This is a genomic window from Leucobacter luti, from assembly GCF_019464495.1.
In the GTDB taxonomy this organism is placed as follows: domain Bacteria; phylum Actinomycetota; class Actinomycetes; order Actinomycetales; family Microbacteriaceae; genus Leucobacter; species Leucobacter luti_A.
The window spans coordinates 1593412-1613868 of sequence record NZ_CP080492.1 but is presented as its reverse complement, the minus strand read 5'-3'; the positions used below and the strand labels follow the sequence as shown (position 1 = coordinate 1613868).

Here is a 20457-nt window from a genome sequence, read left to right as displayed (position 1 = left end):
CCATACGCCCCTCCTCAGAGCATCCGGCTGTTGGCCGCACCGCTCCCATCAAGAACCCGAGAAAGCACAGGACATGACCGAGAAGACGAACCGACTGCACATCGAGATCGCGGGGGACACCGCGCGTGAACTCGGCCTGGCGCGGGGTGCGGCGCTGCGGGAGACCCTCCCGGATGCCGCCGCAAACTACGAGGGCCTGTTCCGCGCACTCGAGGTGTCCGCGGAGCGCCAGCAGGCCGGCGTCGAAGCCGTGTTGGCAACGCTCGCGTCTTGGCGCCCTGCCGTGGTCGAGGAGCTCGCTGGGATCGCGGAGGGCGCGGGAATCAGCGTCGCCCAGGTGGTCGCGCTGAACGCACGCACCGAGATCATCGCGCTCGGCAACAAGGCGTCGCACGAGTGCTCGACAGTCACCGCCGTGATCGACGGCGCCCGCTTTGGCGTGCAGACCTGGGACTGGCACATCGAGTTTGACTCGTTCTGGCACACGCACGAGGTCACTGGGCCCGGCTATCGGTTCGTGGGGCTCACCGAGCAGGGCATCGTGAGCAAGATCGGCATGAACGAGGCTGGGCTTGGCCTGCACTTCAACATCCTCGGGCACGCGCACGATCGGCCAGAGGGTGTTCCGATGCACGTGCTGTCGCGCGTCGTCCTCGCAGAGTGCGCCACGATTGCGGAGGCGCTCGAGCTGATCCGCAGCGCGCCCATCACTTCCTCGTCCGCGTTCACGATGGTGGATGCCACCGGTGCTGTCTCAGTCGAGATGAGCCCGGACGGTATCTTCCCGATTCCCGAGGTCGACGGCTCTGTGCAGCGCACGAACCATTTCCAGCACGCGACGCCGCTCGCGAGCCAGAAGACCGAGATCTACGAGCCGGACTCTTCTGCGCGGCTCGCTCTCGTGCGCGAGCGGCTCGCCGCCGGTCTGCCGAGCGCGACGGATGAGCTGGTCAAACTGCTGCTGTCCACGCCTGAGCAGCCGCCACTGACCTGTGTGGCCGACATGAGCAAGGAATTCGGTGAGCGCTGGGCGACGCTCGCGACCATCATCACCGATCCGGCGGCGCACACGATCCGGATCCTCGACGGGATGCCGCCCGAGGCGGAGACGGGCACCTGGCGCACGCTGACGGCGTAGCGGGGAGATGCGAATGGGCGGGGTACCACTGGTGCCCCGCCCATTCGCATACTGTGGTGTGCCTTAGCCGACAGGCCGCCCGTCGACGTAGGTCGCAACGACCCCCACAGTCGCGAGTTCCTGCGGCGTGAGCGCGAGCGGATCACCGGCGAATACGGTGAGCGCTGCCCGCGCACCAGGCGTGATCGTGCCCTCGTCTGCCGCGCCGATCGCGCGCGCGGCGTGCACGGTGTAGCCCTCGAGCGCCTCGCGCGCGGAGAGCGCTTGCTCGGGCTGTACTGGTGCGAGCTCGGGCTGTGCCAGCGGGAAGCGGAGGATCGTCTCCGCCATCATCTCGCGCGGATCAAACGGGGTGACTGGCCAGTCGCTTCCGAGTGCGAGCACCGCTCCTGAGTCACGCAGGTCTTTGCACCGCCAGCCGTGACCCGCGCGCTCGTCGCCCAGCCGGATCGACCAGTTATCGCTGCGGTCGGCTCGCGTGTGCCTGGTGCCGTGGATCGGCTGCATGCTCGCCGCCACCCCCAGTGCCGCGAAGCGGGGCACAGTGTCGTCCGGGATCGTCTCGATGTGCTCGATCCGGTGTGCCGCGAGCTGCGCCGTCGCTCCGAGCGACTCGATGGCGTCGAGTACGAACGCGACTCCGCGGTCGCCGATCGCGTGGGTTGCGGTGGCGATCCCGCGCTCAGCGAAGTAGCGCAGCGCATGACGGTAGGCCTCGGTGTCGGTCCAGATGGACCGGAGGCCCTCGCCGTAGCAGTCGGGCGCCGCGAGCCAGGCCGAGCCGTTGTCGACGGTGCCGTCGATCATGAACTTCACGCCCTCGACACGCCAGCGGCGACCGTGGAGACCCTGCAGGGCCGCGAACTCGGCCAGCACCGCCTCATTGGCGCCTGGCGGCACCATGGGGAGAACCGCAGCCGCACGGGCAGCTCGCCGCGCTCCTCGAGCAGTTCAAGCACTTCGCGGCTCCCAGGGTGAAAGTCCATCACGTGCGTGCCGGTGAGGCCCGACGCTGCCATCCCCGTGAGTACGGCGGTGAGCCGTTCGGCGCGCACCTCGATCGGTTCGGCCGGGACCTGTGCGAGCACGAGATCCATCGCGGCGAGCTCCAGCAGGTACCCGGTTGGTGTGCCATCTGCGGCAACTCCGACCGCTGACTCGTCTGGGAACGTCTCGGCTCCGGTGAGGCCAACGAGGGAGATTGCCGCGGAGTTAATGACGGCCGAGTGGGCATCACGCATGCGCAGGAACATGGGCCGGTCGCCCGTCGCCTCATCAAAGATCCGGCCAGTGAAGCCGGTGTCTGTGAAGATATTGGGGTCGACGCCCCAACCGAACACCCACTCGCCCGGCGCTGCAGCAGCTGCAGCACGCGCCATGCGATCTTGGGCCGCGGCCAGTGAGAGGTCCGTGAGCTGCTCGCCACGGGTGAGCTCGAGTCCAAACACGATGTGCGTGTGGCCGTCCACGAGCCCCGGCACGATTGTGGCACCTGGGTGTGTCTCAATCTGGGTGTCCGGTCCAGCCACCTCGCCCAGGCTCTCCACCGTGCCGACGGCGAGCACGCGATCACCCGCGAGGGCGACCGCGGTCGGGAGCGCGGACAGCGCGGTGCTCTGCGCTGCCGGCGGGCTGGCCTGAGCGAAGGTGTGGACGCGATCCGCGACGACAATGCGCTCGGCGAACGGCTGTTGGTGCTGCTGCTGCTGGGACATCGTGACTCCTGAGGCTGTGTGGGGGACTAGTCGCGCGCGGCGGCGGGAGCGGGGGACTGCGCTACGGCGACCGCGGTCGTGTTGCCGTCCTCAAACTTGCGGCGGCTGCGCGAGATGATGAAGAGCGCTGCACCAAACACCACGCTTGGGGCCGTGACCACGAGGGCGTACTGCAGCGGGCTCAGGGTGCCAACGAGCTGACCGCCGATCAGCGGACCGAACGCCACGCCAGCGAGGTAAAAGCCTGAGACGATGACGCCGACGCGGCCGGTGACGTCCATCACCGCTGCGAGGCCGGTGACGAGCACGAGGATCGCGCCGTACATCACACCCCAGACGATGATGGAGGTGCCGTACGCGACGGCTGAGCCGCTCGTGATCATGATGAACTTGGTGACGGTGCTGATCGCGATGATGATGACGAGCGACCAGCTTCGGCCGAGCCAGCGCAGCGCGAGCGGGGCGAGCAGTGCACCGATGAGTCCGCCGCCGACTTTGCCAGCGAGCAGCATGCCGGAGGTCTCGGGCGAGATGCCGGCCTGGGTCGCGAGCACGCTGGTCATCGAGTAGACCATGTCTTCCGTGAGGGACCACAGGCACATCGAGATTGCGAGCACGATTGCCGTGGTGGTGATGGCGCGCTCCGTGGTGGTTGGCGCGCTCGTGGTCACAGCGCCGTGCGCGGACGCCGTGGAGGTGGCTGAGGACTGTGCGGGGAACCCCGGCAGGTTCGGCAGGCCGCCTGCGAGGATGAGGCCGAGCACGCCGAGCGCCGTGATCACGATGAGCACGGAGCGCAGATCGTTGTGAAACAGCGGTGCGAGCGCCAACAGCGCGGTCGCGCCGACGCGGTTGATGACCATCACCGTGGTGACGGTGCGGTCGGGATTCTGGGTCGATGACGCGGCGGCCGTGCCGGTCGCGATCATGATGCCCGCGCCGATCCCGCCGAGCATCAGCCCGCCCATGACGGCCGGGGTGGTGAGCAGCGCAGCCGCGATCCCGTAGCCGAGGATCATGGCGACGAGCCCGATCCGGCCGAGCTTCGGGCGATCTGCATGGGCAATGAACCGCGTGGTGACAAACATCGCGAGGGCTGATCCGGCGGTCATGCCCGTTGCGAGCGCCCCAGCCGTCGCAATGTCGACGCCGAGATCCTGCACCATCGCGGCGATGAGCACCGGCACGAGGTTCGCGGCCATGAGCGCGATGACCCAGGTGCCGACAAAGCCCATGATGACTTTCCCGGTCAGGGCGGCGAGCCCGCTTGAAGCGGGGGCGGTGGTGGTTGACACAGGTGACTCCTTTGTCTGGGTGAAAGAGGTGGCGCGCGATCGGGGCGCAGTGCTCGGGTGATGCGCGCACCGGGCGCGGTGCACGATGCGGGATGCGGGAACGTTCCCGCATCCCGCAAATATACGGGGAGGAACGACGGCTCGCAAATCCGCCTCGCTGATTCCTGCCCCGCCGCGGAGCGAGTGAAGCTGGCTCTAGACTGAAGCTCATGGGCTCTTCCGACGTGACAATCGTTGACATTGCGCGGGCGCTCGGGATATCGAAGACGGCGGTGTCTTCGGCACTGCACGGTCGAGGAAGGGTGTCCGAGGAGACGAAACAGCGAGTGCTCTCGCAGGCCGAGCGAATGGGGTACGTCTCGAATCGCGCGGCACAGCGGCTGCGCGGAGGCCGACACGGCGCGATCGGGCTGCACCTGCCCGTTGATCTCCGTGAGCTCGCGTTTTACATGGAGTTCGCCTTCGGGGTTGGTGATGTTGCCGCGGCGACGGGATTGGACCTATTGCTGCGCACAGCGGAGGCGACGAGTGATTCCCGGCCGCAGATCGATGGCCTGCTTGTGGTCGATCCCACGCCCGATACGTTCCCCGCCGCGACCTCCGGCCTCGGATCCGCGCCGATCGTGGCCGTCGGCGAATATCGCGGCGACGGGCACGAGCGCGTTGCGGCGTGGATTGCGGCCGATCATCGCGGGCTCGCGGGCGAGGTGCTCGACGCTCTTGCCGCACAGGGCGCAGCACGACCGGCGATTGCCGCGATCGCCACGCCGCGGGAGCCGCTCTGGGCTGGCGATGTCGTAGCCGGATACGGTGACTGGTGCGCCATCCATCATCGTGCCGCGCTGGTGATCCGGGTGCCTGTCTCGCCCACCGACACTGAAATTGCTGAGGCGCTCGTCGCCGCAGAGGCTGCCGGCCACGACGCCCTTCTGTGGGTGGCGCAGAGCGTCGTGCCGCACGCGCTCGCACTGCAAGCACAGGGGATCGGGGCCAGCGTGCGACTGGGCACGATGGCTGCCGAGCCCGGTCCGGCCCGCGTCGTCGGAGTGGACTTGCGGCCGCGTGAGTACGGCCGCGCGGCCGCCGAACTGCTGCTCCGCGTCATTGATGGCGCAGCGACCGACAGTGAGTATGTGCGTCACGAGGCGCTCATCGTGACCCCGCCGCAGACGCCCTAGTCAGCAGTGCGCAGCAACTCGCGCACGCGCGGGATCACCACAGTCCCGTAGAGCTCAATGCTGCGCAGCTGCTGCGCGTGCGGCATCGTGCCGTTCGAGTACTTCAGGTCGAAGCGATCCGCGCCGAGCGTGCGCACGGTCGCCGCGATCCGCTGCGCCACAGTCTCTGGCGAGCCGACGTACAGCGAGCCGGAGTCGGCCTCGCGCTCGAACTCGGCGCGTGTTGTCGCTGGCCAGCCGCGCTCGGCACCGATCCGATTCCGATTCGTCTCAAAATGCGGCCACAGCTGGTCACGCGCTTCTGCGTCGTTCTCGGCGATGTGCCCGGGCGAGTGCACGCCGAGCGGCATCTGCTCGCGACCCAGCTCCGCCTGGGTCTGCCGGTAGAGGTTGGCGAACGGCAGGAAGCGTTCTGGGGCGCCGCCGATGATGGCGAGCATCATCGGAATTCCGATCTGTACCGAGCGAAGCACGGACTGCGGACTGCCGCCGACACCGATCCAGGCGTTGACCCCATTCGGCTGTTCTGTCTTCGGGTACACCTCCTGCTCGACGAGCGGAGTGCGGTGGCGGCCGGACCACGTCACGGGCCCTTCGCTGCGCAGCCTCGCAAAGAGTTCGAGCTTCTCGGAAAACAGGGTGTCGTAGTCTTCCAACCGGTACCCGAACAGTGGGAACGACTCGGTAAAGGAGCCCCGACCCAGGATCACCTCTGCGCGCCCGGAGCTCACGGCGTCGAGCGTCGCGAATCGCTCGTATACCCGCACCGGGTCGTCGCTTGACAGCACAGTGACGCCAGTGCCGAGCAGGATCCGTTCGGTCTTCCCCGCGATCGCCGCGAGTGCGATCTCGGGAGAGCTGATCGCGAAATCGTCGCGGTGGTGCTCCCCGAGCGTGATCGCATCGACGCCCAGCTGATCCGCGAGTGTGGCCTGCGCTACGACGTCGCGCAGCACCTGCGCGTCGGAATTGCGGCTACCGTCTGGGGCGAAGGTGACGTCGCCGAACGTGTCGAGACCGAGGATCAGCTCGTCTGCGGAGGCGCCGGCGACAGCGCGAGGAAGAGTCATGGTCAGTGCAACGGCGGGGCCATGGTCCCTATTCCGCGCGGGCGCCATCGGGCGCCGCGGCGGCGCAACGCTGTGAGCGACCTGTCACGCTTCGGTGCTGGCTACCGTGCGCGGCGCGAGGATAGGTAACCGACCACGGCGCCAGCAACGCCGAACAGTGCGGGCCACACCCAGAAGATCCCGAGGCTCAGGATCGCCCCGACGGCGGCGGCGAGCAGCAGCAGCTCGAACAGCGCGGCCGCGAAGCGGTCGACGCGCAGCACGGGCCGCGGCGATAGGAACAGCGCCCACAGCAGCACCGCGAGTGCCATCAGTCCGAGGCCGGTCAGAATGCCGGGGAAGGGGAGCGGCCAGGCGAGGAATCCCCAGACGGTGATCGCGACGATCGCAACGAGCTGGAAGAGCCCGCGGACGAGCTGGAGGGTCGCGGTCGAACGGGTGGGCTGAGGGGTGGTGGTGCTGGTCACCTCCCTATGGTAGCCCGTGGTTCAGTGAACGAACACCAAAGTGGTTCATATATTTGGTCCTGGATAACGTATTCATATGGACCAGAAACGTGTGTCGGGGGTGCCCGCGAACGGCCTCGTCACCACGCCGGCCGGGATCACAGGCGTGCGGCTGCTCGATGCCAGCGGAGGCTTCACCCCACCGAGCCGGATCGCGTGGACGGACGGGTGCTTTACGCACGCAACTGCGGGGCCGGTCGAGACAGCAGGCCAGCGGCCAAGCGAACTCGATGGCACGGGGCTGTGGCTCATTCCCGGGCTCGTCGATGCGCACGTGCACGCCGCGTGGCACGCCTTTGACGCCGCGGACCGCGACCTCCCCAGTGCGATAGCGACGCGGCGGGCGACAGCGCACGGGCTCGCGCAGACGCTCGCGGCCGGGATCACCAGTGTGCGCGATGCCGGCGGGCTCTCAGCTCCCGAGCTCGCCCAGATCCCAGCGGGCGCACGGCCACGGATACAGCTTTCGGTGCGGATGCTGGATCGCGCTGCGGCTACGGTGGCGGGCGGCCTCGATCGGGCCGTTGACGCGGTGCTCGCCGAGGGTGCGCGCTGGGTCAAGCTGGTGGGGACGGCCGGCCGGTGTTGCGGCACCGGCGGGGGCAGGGCTCGAGCCGGTGTTCACGCCAGACGAGGTGCGCGACGCCGTGCGGCGTGCAGACCGCGTCGGGGCCGGAGTCATGGTCCACGCCTGGGGCGGCACGGCCATTGATGATGCGATTGCCGCCGGCGCCACGAGTATTGAGCACGGCATCTTCCTGACTCCCGCGCAGGCAACGGCAGCGGCAGCGGCGGGGATGACGCTCGTCCCGACACTGCGGATCTATCACCTGGTGCAACGCATGATTGTGGCGGGCACGCTCCCGGCAGCGTTCCGTGCCCGCGTTGACGAAGCGGTCGGCGCGCATCCACGTGCGGTGCGACTGGCGCGCGACGCCGGGCTGCCGATTGCACTGGGCACTGACTCGGGCACCCCCGAGCAGCACGGCACCGCCCGGCTCGAGTTCGACGCGCTCGTTGCTGCCGGCCTGAGCCCAGCTGAGGCGTTGCATGCCGCGACCCGCACGGGTGCGGCACTGCTTGCGCGGGTCGCTGGTGATGCCGGCGCGGAAGCCCGCACGGTCGTCGGCACGCTCGATCCCGGAGCAGTGGCAGATGCCGTACTGCTGCGTCGCGACCCACGGGAACCCGGTGCACTTTCGGACCCGACCGCCGTGGTGCGTGTGGTGCTCGGAGGCACCGTCCTCGATCCGACAGAGCTCGCACGCGCAGCGCCCGATCCGGCCGTCCACGCTCCGTACCCGCAGACTTCTCAGCCCCAGACTCCCGCCCGAAAGGACCACAAGTGAATACTCCATCCCCCGCGAGGCGCCGGCGCCTCGCCCTCGCTGCCTCAGCGCTCGCGGCAGCGCTGCTGCTCTCCGCCTGCGCAGGCGGAACAGCCCCCGATGCAGGTGGCGAGACGAGCGACCCGGTCTCCGGCGGCACGCTCACCTTCGGCCGCGCAGCCGCGGCGAACGATCTCGACTTGAACCAGCAGATCACGGCGAACAACGCCTTCGCGATCGACAAGATCTTCGAGCCGCTCGTGAGCTTCGACGCTGACGGCAAGATTATCCCGTGGCTCGCGGAGTACACGGTGGACGACGCCGGCACGAGCTACGTGTTCACGCTGCGCGAGGGCCTGCAGTTCTCCGACGGCACGGACGTCACCCCTGCCGATGTGGTGTTCTCGCTGAAGCGGCACCAGGAAGTTGAGGGGCCGCTGCCGCTGACCGCGCCGATCTCAGACATCGCCGAGACCGGTGAGCGCGAGGTCACGATCACGCTCACTGAGGCCTACACTCCGTTCATCTCCGAGCTCGCGAGCTTCTCGAATGGGATCTTCCCCGCCGACTTCGGCGGGCTGAACGAGCAGGAGTTCTTCCAGCAGCCGATCGGCACCGGCCCGTTCGTGGTGACCGAGTGGGATCCGAACGGCGACATGACGTTCGTGAAGAACGAGCACTACTGGCAGGAGGGGAAGCCCTACCTCGACGGTCTCGTCTACCGCGTGATCGCGGACGATGCCCAGCTGCGGCAGCAGCTCGCGGCTGGCCAGATCGACGCAATCGACACCGTCCCCGCGGCGAACGCTGCCGAAGTGAGCGCGGCTGCAAGCACGGAGCTGTCGCAGACACCCGGGTGGTCGACGGAGCAGGTGTTCTTCAACACACAGCGCGAGCAGTTCGGCGATGAGCACGTGCGCCGCGCGATCGCGCACGCGATTGATCGCGAGGGCATCACCGCCGCCACAACGTTTGACACCGCCGAGGTTGCGAACGCGCTGTTGCCCCCGACGATCACAGACTCCGCCAACGACACGGTTACGCCGCTCGAGTTCGACCTCGACGCCGCGAAGGCGGAGCTCGCGAAGTCCGCGTTCCCTGACGGCTTCGAGACGACTCTGCTGATCGCGAGCGGCAACGCACAGCGCGCGCAGATCGCCCAGATCGTGCAGGAGTCACTCGGCAAGATCGGCATCGATGTCACGATCGAGCAGCTTGATATCGCGGTGTTCCGCGAGCGCTTCTTTGCCTACGATTTCGACTTCATGCTCAACAGCGGCCAGTCAGACGCGCCGGATCCGAACGGATTCATCACCTTCCAGGCCGATCCTGCCGGTTTCAGTAAGTCGTACTGGACGCACTATGAAGACGACCGTGTCACTGAGTTGATGCACGAGGGGCGCACGACGCCAGAGGGGGAGGAACGCACGAAGATCTACGCGGAGATTCAGCAGATCCTCGCGGATCAGGTGCCATATGTTCCGCTGTTCTTCCCGTCGAATCTGAAGGCGACCACGAGTGACGTGCACGGTTTTACGGTGCTCCCCAACGGCAGCGTGCTGTTCCAGGACACCTGGCTCGGAAATGGTGGCACCGCATAGGGTAAAGCGGTGAGGAAAAGCGGACGGGGGCGCGCAGCGGTGCTGGCGACCGCGCGCGTCCTCGGCCGTGTGGCGCCGGTGATGCTCGGTGTCGTCGTTGCGGTGTTCTTTCTGCTGCGGCTGGTGCCTGGAGATCCGGCGGCCATGATCCTTGGCGAGCGCGCGACCCCGCAGGCACTCGCCGCGCTGCGCGCCCAGCTCGGGCTGGATCTCCCGCTGTGGCAGCAGTTCACCGATTTCCTGTGGGGACTCATCACACGCTTCGACACGGGAGACTCGCTCGTCACCGGGGTCTCCACCCGCGAGCTGATCTTGGCGAAGGCCCCGGTCAGTCTTGGAATCGTCGTGTTCGCGGTGGTGCTGGCCGTGATCATCGCGGTGCCGCTCGCCGTGACGGCAGCGCTGCGCCAGGACGGCTGGGTGGACCACCTCGTGCGGATCCTGCCAGCAGTGGGCATGGGCATGCCGCTGTTCTGGATCGGACTGCTGCTGATCATCGTGTTCGGGGTGCAGCTGCGGTGGTTCCCGGTCGGCGGAGTCGGCACAGGGCCGGGGAGCCGCTCCTGAGCCTGTTCCTGCCGGCGCTCGCGGTCGCGCTCGGCATGGCGCCGCCGCTGATCCGTTCCCTGCGCGCGCAGCTGATCGAGGTGCTCGCCGCCGACTTCGTGACGACGCTGCGAGCCGCGCGGATCCCCGAGCGGCGGATCCTGTTCCGGCACGTGCTCCGCGGTGCAGCGCTGCCGACGCTCACCCTGCTGAGCGTGAACACGGCGTACCTCATCGGCGGCACGCTCGTGGTCGAGAAAGTGTTCGGGATCAACGGGGTCGGTACGCTGCTATTCCAGTCGATCGGCACCCGTGACTTCCCCGTCGTGCAGGGGTCGCGCTGTACTGCGCCGTGCTCGTGGTGCTCGTCACGACGCTCGCCGGGGTGCTCTCCGCAGTGCTCGATCCCCGCTTGCGCGCCGCTGAGGCACTGCGCGGTTCAGACGCGCTGGCGGCAGGCGGGGTCACCGGGGGCGGGCACTCGCCAGACGGAGCAGTGCGATGACCGCCTGGCGCCGCGCCGCGGCCTCACCTGCGTTCATTGCTGGCGCGATCCTCACCCTCGCCCTGATTGCCATCGCGGTGCTGGCTCCGGTGCTTGCTCCCGCAGATCCGGCAGCGCAGGAGCTCACCGGAGGGCTGCTCCCGCCCTCGCCCGAGCACTGGTTCGGCACCGATCAGCTCGGCCGCGACGTGCTCTCCCGCATGCTGTTCGCCGCCCGCACCGACCTGGGCCTCGCGGTCACAGCCGCGATTGCCCCGTTCGTGATCGGTGTGACCGTTGGTCTCGTCTCGGGCTACTTTGGCGGCGCCACCGACTGGGTTGCCTCTCGCGTTACCGACACGGTCATCGCGTTCCCGTTTTACGTGCTCGTGATCGCCATCGTCTTCGCCGTGGGAGCCGGGGAAGGCGGGATCGTGCTCGCCTTCGCGCTCGTCGGGTGGGTGGGCTATGCCAGGGTGCTGCGCGCGATGACCGCGGCGCTGCGTGAGTCTGGCTGGGTGCAGGCGGCCAGAGGTGGGGCGCTCTCCCACGCCAGGGTGCTCGTGCGCCACGTACTGCCGAACGTGCTGCCCCAGGCGATCGTGCTGCTCGCCACCGAGATCGTGCTGATCATGGTCGCGATCGTCACACTCGGCTACCTCGGGCTCGGGATCCAGCCGCCCACCCCTGACTGGGGCACCATGATCGCCGATTCGCAGCAGTTTGTCACCACCCACTGGTGGCTGCCGACGTTCCCCGGCCTCGCCGTCGTACTCACCGGCATCGCGTTCTCGCTGCTGGGAGACGGGATCGGGGACGCACTCAGAGTGGGCGGACGCCGTATACGAGCTCGCCGTGTGCCGCGGCGGGGCAGCGCGTCTGCCCACGCGCGTCCCGGTGCGCCACGCCAGGCCGTGGCTCCTGGCGCTGTCAGCGTGCGGAACCTCCAGATTGAGGCCAGTGGCGACTCGGCTGCGGAACCTCTGGTCGCTGGAATCTCTCTGGAAGCTGCTCCTGGCGAAGCAGTCGGCATCGTCGGTGAGTCAGGATCCGGAAAGAGTCTGACGCTGCGGGCGCTGCTCGGTATGCTGCCCTCCGGCGTCCGGGTCACAGCTGGCGACATCGCAGTGGGCGGCAGGGTGGGCATGGTGTTCCAAGATCCGCTCACTGCGCTCGACCCGCTCACGCGGGTGGGAACGCAGCTGCGCGAGGCGATCCAGGCTGCGGATCGGAACCGCGGGGCACAGCTCGATGCTGCGGCGCGGGTACGGGAACTCCTCATCGCTGTGCAGCTCACCGATATTGAGCGGATGGCGGCATCGTACCCGCACCAGCTCTCTGGCGGACAGCGGCAACGCGTGGTGATTGCGATGGCGCTCGCCAGCGATCCCGCCGTGTTGCTCTGCGACGAGCCGACGACGGCGCTCGATGTCACAGTGCAGCGCGGGGTGCTCGCGTTGCTCGATGAGCTGCGCCGCAGTCGCGGGCTCACACTCGTGTTCGTGAGCCACGACCTCGCCGTGGTCGCCGAGCTCTGTGAACGAGTGCTCGTGCTGCGCGCTGGCACCGTCATTGAGGTGGGGGTGACGCAGCGTGTGGTGCGGGAGCCGAAGGCCGCATATACGCGGCAGCTGCTGGACGCGGTACCTCGGCTCCCAGAACCGGGGCTCGTGCGAGAGCTTGTCTACGAATCGCCCCCCGCGATCACCGCCTCGATCGCAGCTGCAGCAGGGCTGGCTGTCAACGACGTCACTGTCGCGTATGGGCGCTCAATTGCCGTGGACCGTGCATCGTTCACCGTGGCGCCAGGCACGTCCCTCGGGATCGTTGGCGAGTCCGGATCGGGCAAGACAACACTCGCTCGGGCAATCGTCGGGCAGCTCAAGATCGCGCGCGGAGAGCTCAGCTTCGGCGGCACCCGCCTGGGCGCAACGCGATCCACTGCGCAACGGCGCGAAATCCAATTGATGCCGCAGGATCCATACTCCTCGCTCAACCCCCGCCGCACAGTGGGTGAGGCACTGGGGGAGCTGCTGCGAGTGCACCGGATCGTGCCGCGGGCCGCGGTGGCTCCGAGGGTGGGCGAGCTGTTGACGCGTGTGCGCCTCGATCCCGCGCTCGCCGCAGCGTACCCGCATGAGCTCTCTGGCGGCCAGCGGCAGCGCGTCGCCCTCGCACGCGCGCTCGCCGTTGAGCCGCGAGTGCTGGTCGCGGATGAACCAACGAGCGCGCTTGACGTGTCAGTGCAGGCCAGCATTATCGAGCTGCTGCGCGAACTCCAACGCGAGCTCGGACTCACCGTGCTGCTTGTCTCACACGATCTGGCCGTGGTGCACGCCCTGTGTGAGCGCGTGATCGTGATGCGCGCAGGGGCGATCGTCGAGACCGCAGGGCGCGAGTTCTTCACCGCGCCGCGATCTGACTACGGGCGGGACCTCCTCGCCGCGGTTCCACGACTGCCGTAATTGCGTGCCGAACAGCACTGAAATCATGGACCAGAACGCTGGCTTTGCCGCGTGAGGGCGAAGTGGCACTCCCCGGAGAGCGTGACCTTGCTACGCTCCAAGTACGAAGTTGTGAAAGGAGGCGCCCGTGGACGGCATCATGAACTGGCTCGATCGATTGATTGACGGCTCGGTACTCGCGGGCGGAGTGTTCCTCCTGATCGGCATCATTGGAGCGGTGCTGCTGCTGCTCTCGCTGATCCTCGACGGCATTTTTGACGCGTTTGACTTCGGAGACGGACCGCTGAGCCTCACCACGATCGCGGCATTTACCGCGATCTTCGGCTTTACCGCATTTGCGAGTGTCGGCGCCGGGATGGCGACTCCGGCAGCGGCCGTGGTCGGCGCCCTCGCCGGCTTGGTGGGTGGGGCGGCTGCGTGGTGGCTCACACGGCTGATCCGCGGTGCCGAATCAACGACCGCGCTCAGCAACGATGACTTTGTCGGGTCGCTCGGCTCCGTCGTGCTCGCGATCCCCGAGGGTGGTCTCGGCGAGGTGGCCATCACCCGCCACGGCGAGCGCGTCTCGCTGGCAGCCACCGCAGCTGCGCCGATTGCGCGCGGCGAAGCGGTGCGTATTGTGCAGACGATTACCTCGACCTCGGTGCGCGTTGAGCCGGTCGAGCCGACAAATCCTGTCCCACCTGTTGCACCGATTGACCCTTCCGCTCCGCCCTCCCCACACGCCTGATCGAACGGAGAATCATGTTGTTCGCAAGCCCAGCCATCATCGGCATCTTTGGTGCGGTGATCGCTCTGGTGCTGATCGCCCTGGTCATCATCAAGCGCTACCGCATCGCAAAACCCGATGAGGCCATCATCGTCACTGGTGGCAAGGGCAAGGAAGTGGTTGATGCCTCAGGGCAGCGCTCGCGTGATCTGTCGGGGCAGAAGGTCGTCACCGGTGGCGGCGTCTTCGTCGTACCCTTCGTGCAGAAGTCATTCACGATTTCGCTGCGCTCGCGTCGACTCTCGATCACGACCGAGGCGCAGACGACCGACGGCATCACGATCCAGGCTCAGGCCGTTGCGGTCGTGAAAGTCGGTGGATCACAGGAAATGATTCGCGCCGCCGCACAGCGCTTCCTTTCGAACTCGGACGAGATCGATGAATCAACACAGGAGGTGCTCTCGGGTTCACTGCGCTCCATCATCGGCGGACTTACCGTGCTGCAGATCATTCGTGACCGTGCCGTGGTCGCGCAGAGCGTGCTCGAAGCAGCAGAGGAGGCCCTCACAAAGCAGGGCCTTGTGGTCGATACACTGCAGATCCAGGAGATCCGCGACGGCGCCGACTACATCACGAACATCGGCCGCCCGGAGTCCGCAAAAGTGCGCCAGGAAGCCGACATTGCAGAGACGAACGCCTATCAGGCGTCACAGGAAGCCAAGATCGCTGCCGAGCGGGTGCTCCTCGACCGCAACCGTGAGCTGAAGCTTCGGCAGGCTGAGATTCAGGTTGAGACCGACAAGGCGAACGCACAGGCGGGCGCGGCTGAGCCGCTCGAGCAGGCGATCCAGCAGCAGGCGATTGTTGAACAGCAGCAGATCACTGCGCAGCGTGAAGTTGCGCTCCGCACAGAGAAGCTCAACGCCGACGTGCGCGCTGTCGCGCAGGCCGAGGCGTATCGCGTTGAAGCGCTCGCCAAGGCTGACGCTGCCGCCGCAGTGTCCGCGGCAGACGGACGCGCGCAGGCCGTTGAGCGTGAGGGGCTCGCAAGCCGTGCCGCACGTATCGCGGCCTCTGAAGCTCTCGAAGCCGAGGGGCGTGCCGAGGCCGCAGCACTCGAGGCAAAGGGCACCGCAGAGGCTGCCGCGATCGATGCTCGCGCTCGTGCGCTCGAGACACAGTCACAGGCCGTGCTCGCTCAGGAACTCATCCACTTGCTTCCGGAGATCGCAGGCAAGTACGCCGAGGCGATCGGCGCGATCGACAACATGACGGTGGTTTCCGCCGACGGTACCTCGAAGGTGGCCGGCGACGCGATGGGCAACATCAAGGGACTGCTTGAAATGGCGCGCGAGACAGTCGGGATTGATCTGGTGGGCATGCTCAACGGTGCGGTGACCGGAAACGCGGCTGGCGCGGCTGCAGGCCGTGCGGCTGGGGAGTCAGGGGCGACGCGCGGCGCACAGCCAGCGGCGAACGTTGTGCAAGAGATCGTCGTCCCTGGTGAGGCCGAGGTTCCTGCGCACGCAGCCCAGACGAGTGCTGCGGGGTCCGCCGCCTCGCCCGAGCCCGCGGTCTCCGCGGCTCAGGCGCAGGTGAACCAGGCAGAATAGGGGCATGGTCTCTCGTTCCGCGCGCTCACTGACGGCAGAGGTCGACTCCGTGCTCGGACCGCCTCCCGCGAGCTACTCGCAACCCGAGGTCGTTGTGCTGCGGTTTCGCAGCCACGGGCGCCGGATCGTGCTGCCGGTGTTGTGGCTCGTTGGAGTTGCTGTCGTGGCAGGGTACTGGGTCGGACGGTTGCCCGAGCTCTGGATGAACGTCACGGCGGGCGCCGCGGCGATCGTGCTCGGGTGTGCGTTCGGCGTGCTCCCCATTCTGGGGTGGCTCGCTGGACGCACGACCGTCACAACGCGCCGCGTGATTGTGCGCCGTGGCCTATTCGTGCGGCACCGCTCAGAGCTTCCACTCGCTCGGGTGCGGGAAGTGAGACAGCGCAAGAGTCTCGGCCAGCGACTCTGGGGTACCGGAAGTATCGAACTTCTGCACGGGGCCGAGCGCTTGCTGCTTGAGAATGTACCCGGTGCTGCGGAGACCACGGAAGCGATGCAAGAACTCATGGAACGCAGCTTCGCGTATGAGAGTCGGCTGCAGCGTGCGAGCGCGGAACGGCTTCCTGGGCCGGGGACGCCTGGAATGCCGACCGCTCCCGGGATGCCGGGCGCGACGCACAGCTGAGCCCTGGCTGCGGCCGCGGCCTAGCTGGTGCGGGCGATGAGGGTGTTGATGAGGGTGCTTGCGAGAGAGACGAGGCGCGCGATTTCATTCTCGTCGCGGTCGATCCACCGACACTCGGGATCGCCGACCGGAACGAAATTCTCGTGTCGTTCCCACACCATCAGTGTGCGCTCGGCGCCGAGCACGTACTGTTGCCACCACACCTGTCGCATGTAGTTTTTGGGGATCGTGCGCCACTCTTTGTTGGTGGTCTTGATCTCTGCAAGTTCAATGGTGCCGGTCTCACGCATTACGAGTCCGTCCGGTGTAGCGAGGTGACGCATGTCCGCTGCGGCGTGGTAGAGCGCCTGGCTGGGAGCGATTCCGTACTCGCGGAGCACCCATGAGGCGATCTCCGGTTCGCGCGTTTTTCCGTGCTCCGTGTACACGTTTCCCGTGAAACGGCTGCCGTGTAACTTCTCGTGGGCCGCGCTTTCGATGGACCGCGGGGTCGAGAGCTTTGCAACGTCCGTCGCCGTGATCCCGCGGGCCCTGGCATGCAACCACGCCATTCGGTCGGTCCCATCGGTGACCATGCGGGCAAGGTACTCGGGCGTCAAGTCGGTCACCTGTCTAGTCTCCCATGGACTGCAATGTCGAACAGACCGCAGTACGCGGCAAAAACACAGCGATTCCTGGGACTGTGGTCAGACAACCGCAGTATGCTCACAACAGGGTTTTCGCAGAGTTTCACGGTGGGCGGTGCGCGAAAACACAGTACTGGGTTGGGGGGCCACCTCGGACGTCCGCGTTCGCAACCCCTCCAGCGGAGAGTAGAAATAGAGAAAGCATGGATTCACAGAACCTCACGCGGGCAGACGGCGGCAAGATTCGGGCACTCGTCGTTGACGACGAAGAGTCGATCACGCAGCTCGTCGCCATGGCGCTTCGGTACGAGGGCTGGGAAGTAGAGACCGCGGCAAACGGTCAGGATGCCATCGAGAAGATGCGCACCTTTGGCCCCGACGTCGCAGTGCTCGACATCATGCTCCCCGACTTCGACGGGATGCAGGTCCTCTCCCGGATTCGCGCGGCCGGGGAAATGTTCCCCGTGTTGTTCCTGACTGCGCTCGACTCCGTCGAGGATCGTGTCAACGGGCTCACCGCAGGTGGCGACGACTACGTGGTGAAGCCCTTTAGCCTGGAAGAGCTGATCGCGCGCCTGCGCGGCCTCGTGCGTCGCTCGCAACTCACACTGTCGCAGCACCCGGACCCGATCCTGCGCGTGGGCGATCTCACGCTGAACGAGGATAGCTACGAGGTGGAGCGCGCCGGTGAGCCGATCACCGTCACCAACACTGAGTTCGAATTGCTGCGCTATCTGATGCGCAATCCGAACCGTGTGCTCTCGAAAGCGCAGATCCTCGATCGCGTCTGGGCCTACGACTTCTCAGGCAAGTCGACTGTGGTGGAGCTGTACATCTCCTACCTGCGCAAAAAGGTCGATGCTGGCCGTCCGCCGATGCTGCACACTGTGCGCGGTGCTGGCTACATGCTGAAGGCCGCGGCGCCCGCAAGCGCATAGCCGATCCGCCGTTCTGCACCACTGCGCGCACCCGTATTGCACGGGTGCGCGCTTCTGGTTACCCAGAAATCTGCTGCAGGAACCCCCGAATGTCCCACAAAACCCCGCATCGCAACCCGGGTGTCTCCTAGGCTGGGCGCATGATGTTGACGGGGAACCGGGGTTTGACCACCACCGAGGCCGAGCGCCGATTCGCCGCTGGTCAGGGCAACGCGACTCCGAACGGCTCCAGTCGCTCGCTGTGGGAGATCCTTGCGGCCAACGTCTTCACACTGTTCAACGGGATCGTGTTTGCCGGATTCGGGGTGCTGTTAGCCCTGGGGCGCTGGCAGGATGCACTGTTCGGACTCCCTGCCCTGTTCAACACAGTGATCGGTGTGGTGCAGGAGTTCACTGCGAAACGGACACTTGATCGACTCGCGGTGCTGAACGCGCCAACGGCCAGAGTGCTGCGCGACGGAGTCAGTGTCGAGATCCCGCTCGAGCGTGTTGTGCTGGGTGATTTCCTGGTGCTGCGCACAGGAGACCAGGTCACCGCCGACGCGCGTGTCGTCGACACAGATCACGCGGGACCGAGTGGCCTGGAAGTCGATGAATCGTTGCTTACCGGCGAGTCTGACGCGATTCGTAAGCGGGCTGATGACGAGGTCTTGTCTGGCTCAAGCGTCGTTGGTGGCACTGGTACCGCTGAGGTCATCCGTGTTGGCGCCGATTCCTACGCGGCACAGCTCACCGCCGAGGCCAGGAAATTCTCGTTGGTGCGGTCTGAGCTCCGCAGCAGCATTGATCGGCTGCTGAAATGGGTCACCTGGGCGCTTGCTCCCATGATCTTGATCGTGGCAAACGGCCAAATGCAAGCGCAGGGCGGCTGGGGAGTTGCGATCGCGAGCGGAGCTTGGCGCGAGGCGGTTGTGGGCGCAGTCGCAGCGGTCATCGCGATGGTGCCGCTCGGCCTCGTACTCGTTACGAGTATCGCGTTTGCCGTCAGCGGAGTCGCTCTCGCTCAGCGTCAGGTGCTGATCCAGGAATTGCCCGCAGTTGAAGGACTCGCGCGCGTCGATGCCCTCTGCCTCGATAAGACGGGGACGCTCACGACGGGCGAGATGATGTTCGACCGCGTGATCGGGCTCCGAAACGTCGACGGCTGGGAGGGAGTGCTCGGCCACATGGGCAGTGCTCCAGACGCGAACGGTACTGCCCGCTGTCTTGCGGAACCCTTTGGTGAGGCGCAAGCACCGGTCGACCCGGAGATCATTCCATTCGATTCCGCGCGCAAGTGGAGCGGGCTGATCGTGGCGGAGTGCCCCGATGACACCGTGCCGGCGCCCGGTACGTGGGTGCTTGGCGCGCCGGAGTTCGTCTTTCACGACAGCGGGGATTCCGACCAGCGGATTACTGATGCACTCGCCGAGGCCGGGCACCTCGCGGAATCGGGCGCCCGTACCTTGATCCTCGCGCACAGCACCGAGCGTCCCGCTGCCAGTGAACGCGCTGAACTGCCCGCTGCGCTTCTCCCGGTCGCGCTCCTCACGTTCCGCGAGCAGGTCCGTGATGACGCAGCTCAAACCCTGCGCTATTTCGCCGAACAGGGCGTTGGCGTCCGGGTCATATCCGGTGATGATCCGCGCACTGTCGCTGCCGTCGCTCGTGCGGTGGGGCTTGACTGCCCAGAGGGGCGCGACGCCCGAACGCTGCCGGAGGATCTCGACGAGCTCGGCGAAATCCTGGAACACGAGCGCGTGTTCGGACGGGTAACTCCGCGCCAGAAGCTCGCGATGGTGCACGCACTCCAACGTCGTGGTCATGTGGTCGCGATGACGGGTGACGGGGTCAATGACGCGCTCGCCATCAAGGAGGCCGATCTGGGGATCGCGATGGACACTGCGGCGCAGGCCACAAAGGCGGTCGCACGCCTCGTGCTGCTTGACGGACGCTTCGATCGGATGCCAGGCGTTGTGGCGGAAGGGCGCCGAGTGATCGCAAATATCGAGCGCGTGTCGATGCTGTTCCTCACGAAGACCACCTACGCGTTCGCCATCGCTGTCGTATTCGGGCTGCTTGCCTGGAGCTTCCCGTTCCTTCCGCGCCAGCTGTCAATCACCGATGGCCTCACGATCGGCATCCCGGCGTTCTTCCTTGCGTTGATGCCAAACACTGCGCGCTACCGCTCCGGATTCTTGAAGCGCTCGCTCGCGTTTGCGATCCCTGCCGGCCTCATCGTGACGCTCGCGCTGATCGCGGTTCACATCGCAGCATCCCAGCTGGGGGATGTCAGCGAAATCGAGCTGCAGTCTGCATCGACTCTCACGCTCGCCGGTATCGCGCTGTGGGTGTTGGCCGTGCTCGCCCGGCCGATCCATCCGTTCCGGATCCTGATCGTGCTCGCCATGTATGCCGGACTCGCACTGGTCTGGATCGTTCCTTTCCTGCGCGATTTCTTCCAGGTGACGTGGCTGTCACACGATCTCGGACTGTTCGTACTCAGCATTGTGGCCGGGGGAGTGGTGCTTGTGGAGCTGCTGCGTGCCTGGCATCTGCGACGCATTTCGAGCCGAAGCGAAGCTGTGCTACAGTAGCTGTTGGCCAAAGACCGCCGGTAGGGTTCGCGAGAATCCCGGAA

19 protein-coding genes and 1 pseudogene are annotated in these 20457 nt (G+C 66.7%); 14 read left to right on the top strand and 6 right to left on the bottom strand.

The window, feature by feature from the left end; translation table 11 throughout:
• Positions 1 to 73 precede the first annotated feature (73 nt).
• Positions 74 to 1138 carry a C45 family autoproteolytic acyltransferase/hydolase gene (locus K1X41_RS07255; protein WP_133617242.1) on the top strand — a complete coding sequence of 355 codons (1065 nt, stop codon included), beginning with the start codon at positions 74 to 76 and terminating at the stop codon, positions 1136 to 1138.
• A gap of 63 nt (positions 1139 to 1201) precedes the next feature.
• Here the strand turns inward: K1X41_RS07255 and K1X41_RS15505 are convergent, their stop codons facing one another.
• From K1X41_RS15505 to K1X41_RS07245, 3 genes are read right to left on the bottom strand one after another with little or no spacing between them, the layout of a single operon-like run.
• Positions 1202 to 2041 carry an amidohydrolase family protein gene (locus tag K1X41_RS15505; RefSeq protein WP_258566701.1) on the bottom strand — a complete coding sequence of 280 codons (840 nt, stop codon included), beginning with the start codon at positions 2039 to 2041 and terminating at the stop codon, positions 1202 to 1204.
• Positions 1951 to 2853, bottom strand: a complete 903-nt coding sequence (locus K1X41_RS15500; protein WP_258566700.1) for an amidohydrolase family protein — start codon at positions 2851 to 2853, stop codon at positions 1951 to 1953. Before K1X41_RS15500 ends, K1X41_RS15505 begins: the two co-directional genes overlap by 91 nt.
• A 26-nt stretch (positions 2854 to 2879) precedes the next feature.
• Positions 2880 to 4148, bottom strand: coding sequence for an MFS transporter (locus K1X41_RS07245; RefSeq protein ID WP_243642958.1), 1269 nt, complete (start codon positions 4146 to 4148; stop codon positions 2880 to 2882).
• 209 nt (positions 4149 to 4357) lie between these two features.
• Here K1X41_RS07245 and K1X41_RS07240 point away from each other — a divergent pair, with 209 nt between their 5' ends.
• Positions 4358 to 5326, top strand: a complete 969-nt coding sequence (locus K1X41_RS07240) for a LacI family DNA-binding transcriptional regulator (protein WP_220175694.1) — start codon at positions 4358 to 4360, stop codon at positions 5324 to 5326.
• Here K1X41_RS07240 and K1X41_RS07235 read toward each other — a convergent pair.
• Together K1X41_RS07235 and K1X41_RS07230 are read right to left on the bottom strand one after the other, a co-directional pair.
• The gene (locus K1X41_RS07235) at positions 5323 to 6396 is read right to left on the bottom strand and encodes an LLM class flavin-dependent oxidoreductase (protein WP_220175693.1); all 1074 of its coding nucleotides are present in this window, start codon (positions 6394 to 6396) and stop codon (positions 5323 to 5325) included. The two genes, K1X41_RS07240 and K1X41_RS07235, sit on opposite strands and share 4 nt — an antisense overlap.
• Before the next feature lie 101 nt (positions 6397 to 6497).
• Positions 6498 to 6863 (bottom strand): DUF2568 domain-containing protein, encoded by a 366-nt coding sequence (locus K1X41_RS07230; RefSeq protein ID WP_133617246.1) that lies wholly within the window; start codon positions 6861 to 6863, stop codon positions 6498 to 6500.
• A 76-nt stretch (positions 6864 to 6939) separates the two neighbouring features.
• Between K1X41_RS07230 and K1X41_RS15495 the strand changes: the two genes are divergently transcribed.
• The 10 genes and pseudogenes from K1X41_RS15495 (at position 6940) to K1X41_RS07195 (ending at position 16273) form a co-directional block, all read left to right on the top strand.
• Positions 6940 to 7614, top strand: a complete 675-nt coding sequence (locus tag K1X41_RS15495) for an amidohydrolase family protein (RefSeq protein WP_258566699.1) — start codon at positions 6940 to 6942, stop codon at positions 7612 to 7614.
• Entirely contained in the window at positions 7520 to 8251 is a 732-nt protein-coding gene (locus K1X41_RS15490; protein ID WP_258566698.1) for an amidohydrolase family protein, read from the top strand. The genes K1X41_RS15495 and K1X41_RS15490 overlap by 95 nt, the downstream gene beginning before the upstream one ends.
• Complete coding sequence (locus K1X41_RS07220; protein WP_220175692.1) at positions 8248 to 9831, top strand: ABC transporter substrate-binding protein; 1584 nt, start codon at positions 8248 to 8250, stop codon at positions 9829 to 9831. Before K1X41_RS15490 ends, K1X41_RS07220 begins: the two co-directional genes overlap by 4 nt.
• A gap of 9 nt (positions 9832 to 9840) precedes the next feature.
• Positions 9841 to 10398: an ABC transporter permease gene (locus tag K1X41_RS15485; protein WP_258566697.1), complete on the top strand. Its 558-nt coding sequence runs from the start codon at positions 9841 to 9843 to the stop codon at positions 10396 to 10398.
• Between the two features lie 35 nt (positions 10399 to 10433).
• Positions 10434 to 10649, top strand: a pseudogene (locus K1X41_RS15480) (ABC transporter permease subunit); the annotation flags it as partial.
• A gap of 86 nt (positions 10650 to 10735) precedes the next feature.
• Positions 10736 to 10882, top strand: a complete 147-nt coding sequence (locus tag K1X41_RS15475; protein WP_258566696.1) for a hypothetical protein — start codon at positions 10736 to 10738, stop codon at positions 10880 to 10882.
• Positions 10879 to 13326, top strand: coding sequence for an ABC transporter ATP-binding protein/permease (locus K1X41_RS07210; RefSeq protein ID WP_258566695.1), 2448 nt, complete (start codon positions 10879 to 10881; stop codon positions 13324 to 13326). The genes K1X41_RS15475 and K1X41_RS07210 overlap by 4 nt, the downstream gene beginning before the upstream one ends.
• A gap of 127 nt (positions 13327 to 13453) precedes the next feature.
• Positions 13454 to 14056 carry a hypothetical protein gene (locus K1X41_RS07205; RefSeq protein ID WP_243642960.1) on the top strand — a complete coding sequence of 201 codons (603 nt, stop codon included), beginning with the start codon at positions 13454 to 13456 and terminating at the stop codon, positions 14054 to 14056.
• A gap of 14 nt (positions 14057 to 14070) precedes the next feature.
• Positions 14071 to 15648: an SPFH domain-containing protein gene (locus K1X41_RS07200; protein WP_243642961.1), complete on the top strand. Its 1578-nt coding sequence runs from the start codon at positions 14071 to 14073 to the stop codon at positions 15646 to 15648.
• A gap of 4 nt (positions 15649 to 15652) precedes the next feature.
• The gene (locus K1X41_RS07195) at positions 15653 to 16273 is read left to right on the top strand and encodes a PH domain-containing protein (RefSeq protein ID WP_258566694.1); all 621 of its coding nucleotides are present in this window, start codon (positions 15653 to 15655) and stop codon (positions 16271 to 16273) included.
• Positions 16274 to 16293: 20 nt separating this feature from the next.
• Here K1X41_RS07195 and K1X41_RS07190 read toward each other — a convergent pair whose 3' ends face one another.
• Positions 16294 to 16848: a YqaJ viral recombinase family protein gene (locus K1X41_RS07190; RefSeq protein WP_220175800.1), complete on the bottom strand. Its 555-nt coding sequence runs from the start codon at positions 16846 to 16848 to the stop codon at positions 16294 to 16296.
• Between the two features lie 254 nt (positions 16849 to 17102).
• Between K1X41_RS07190 and K1X41_RS07185 the strand changes: the two genes are divergently transcribed.
• Positions 17103 to 17837 (top strand): response regulator transcription factor, encoded by a 735-nt coding sequence (locus tag K1X41_RS07185; protein ID WP_132206171.1) that lies wholly within the window; start codon positions 17103 to 17105, stop codon positions 17835 to 17837.
• Positions 17838 to 17977: 140 nt separating this feature from the next.
• On the top strand, positions 17978 to 20413 hold the full coding sequence (locus tag K1X41_RS07180) for an HAD-IC family P-type ATPase (RefSeq protein ID WP_220175691.1): 2436 nt from the start codon (positions 17978 to 17980) through the stop codon (positions 20411 to 20413).
• The last annotated feature ends 44 nt before the right edge of the window (positions 20414 to 20457 follow it).

What these genes read in the sequence shown, in the direction of transcription:
- K1X41_RS07255 (WP_133617242.1), top strand. Translation starts at nt 74, where the DNA reads ATGACCGAGAAGACGAACCGACTGCACATCGAGATCGCGGGGGACACC.
- K1X41_RS15505 (WP_258566701.1), bottom strand. Translation starts at nt 2,041, where the DNA reads ATGGTGCCGCCAGGCGCCAATGAGGCGGTGCTGGCCGAGTTCGCGGCC.
- K1X41_RS15500 (WP_258566700.1), bottom strand. Translation starts at nt 2,853, where the DNA reads ATGTCCCAGCAGCAGCAGCACCAACAGCCGTTCGCCGAGCGCATTGTC.
- K1X41_RS07240 (WP_220175694.1), top strand. Translation starts at nt 4,358, where the DNA reads ATGGGCTCTTCCGACGTGACAATCGTTGACATTGCGCGGGCGCTCGGG.
- K1X41_RS07235 (WP_220175693.1), bottom strand. Translation starts at nt 6,396, where the DNA reads ATGACTCTTCCTCGCGCTGTCGCCGGCGCCTCCGCAGACGAGCTGATC.
- K1X41_RS15495 (WP_258566699.1), top strand. Translation starts at nt 6,940, where the DNA reads ATGGACCAGAAACGTGTGTCGGGGGTGCCCGCGAACGGCCTCGTCACC.
- K1X41_RS07210 (WP_258566695.1), top strand. Translation starts at nt 10,879, where the DNA reads ATGACCGCCTGGCGCCGCGCCGCGGCCTCACCTGCGTTCATTGCTGGC.
- K1X41_RS07200 (WP_243642961.1), top strand. Translation starts at nt 14,071, where the DNA reads ATGTTGTTCGCAAGCCCAGCCATCATCGGCATCTTTGGTGCGGTGATC.
- K1X41_RS07195 (WP_258566694.1), top strand. Translation starts at nt 15,653, where the DNA reads ATGGTCTCTCGTTCCGCGCGCTCACTGACGGCAGAGGTCGACTCCGTG.
- K1X41_RS07190 (WP_220175800.1), bottom strand. Translation starts at nt 16,848, where the DNA reads ATGGTCACCGATGGGACCGACCGAATGGCGTGGTTGCATGCCAGGGCC.
- K1X41_RS07185 (WP_132206171.1), top strand. Translation starts at nt 17,103, where the DNA reads ATGGATTCACAGAACCTCACGCGGGCAGACGGCGGCAAGATTCGGGCA.
- K1X41_RS07180 (WP_220175691.1), top strand. Translation starts at nt 17,978, where the DNA reads ATGATGTTGACGGGGAACCGGGGTTTGACCACCACCGAGGCCGAGCGC.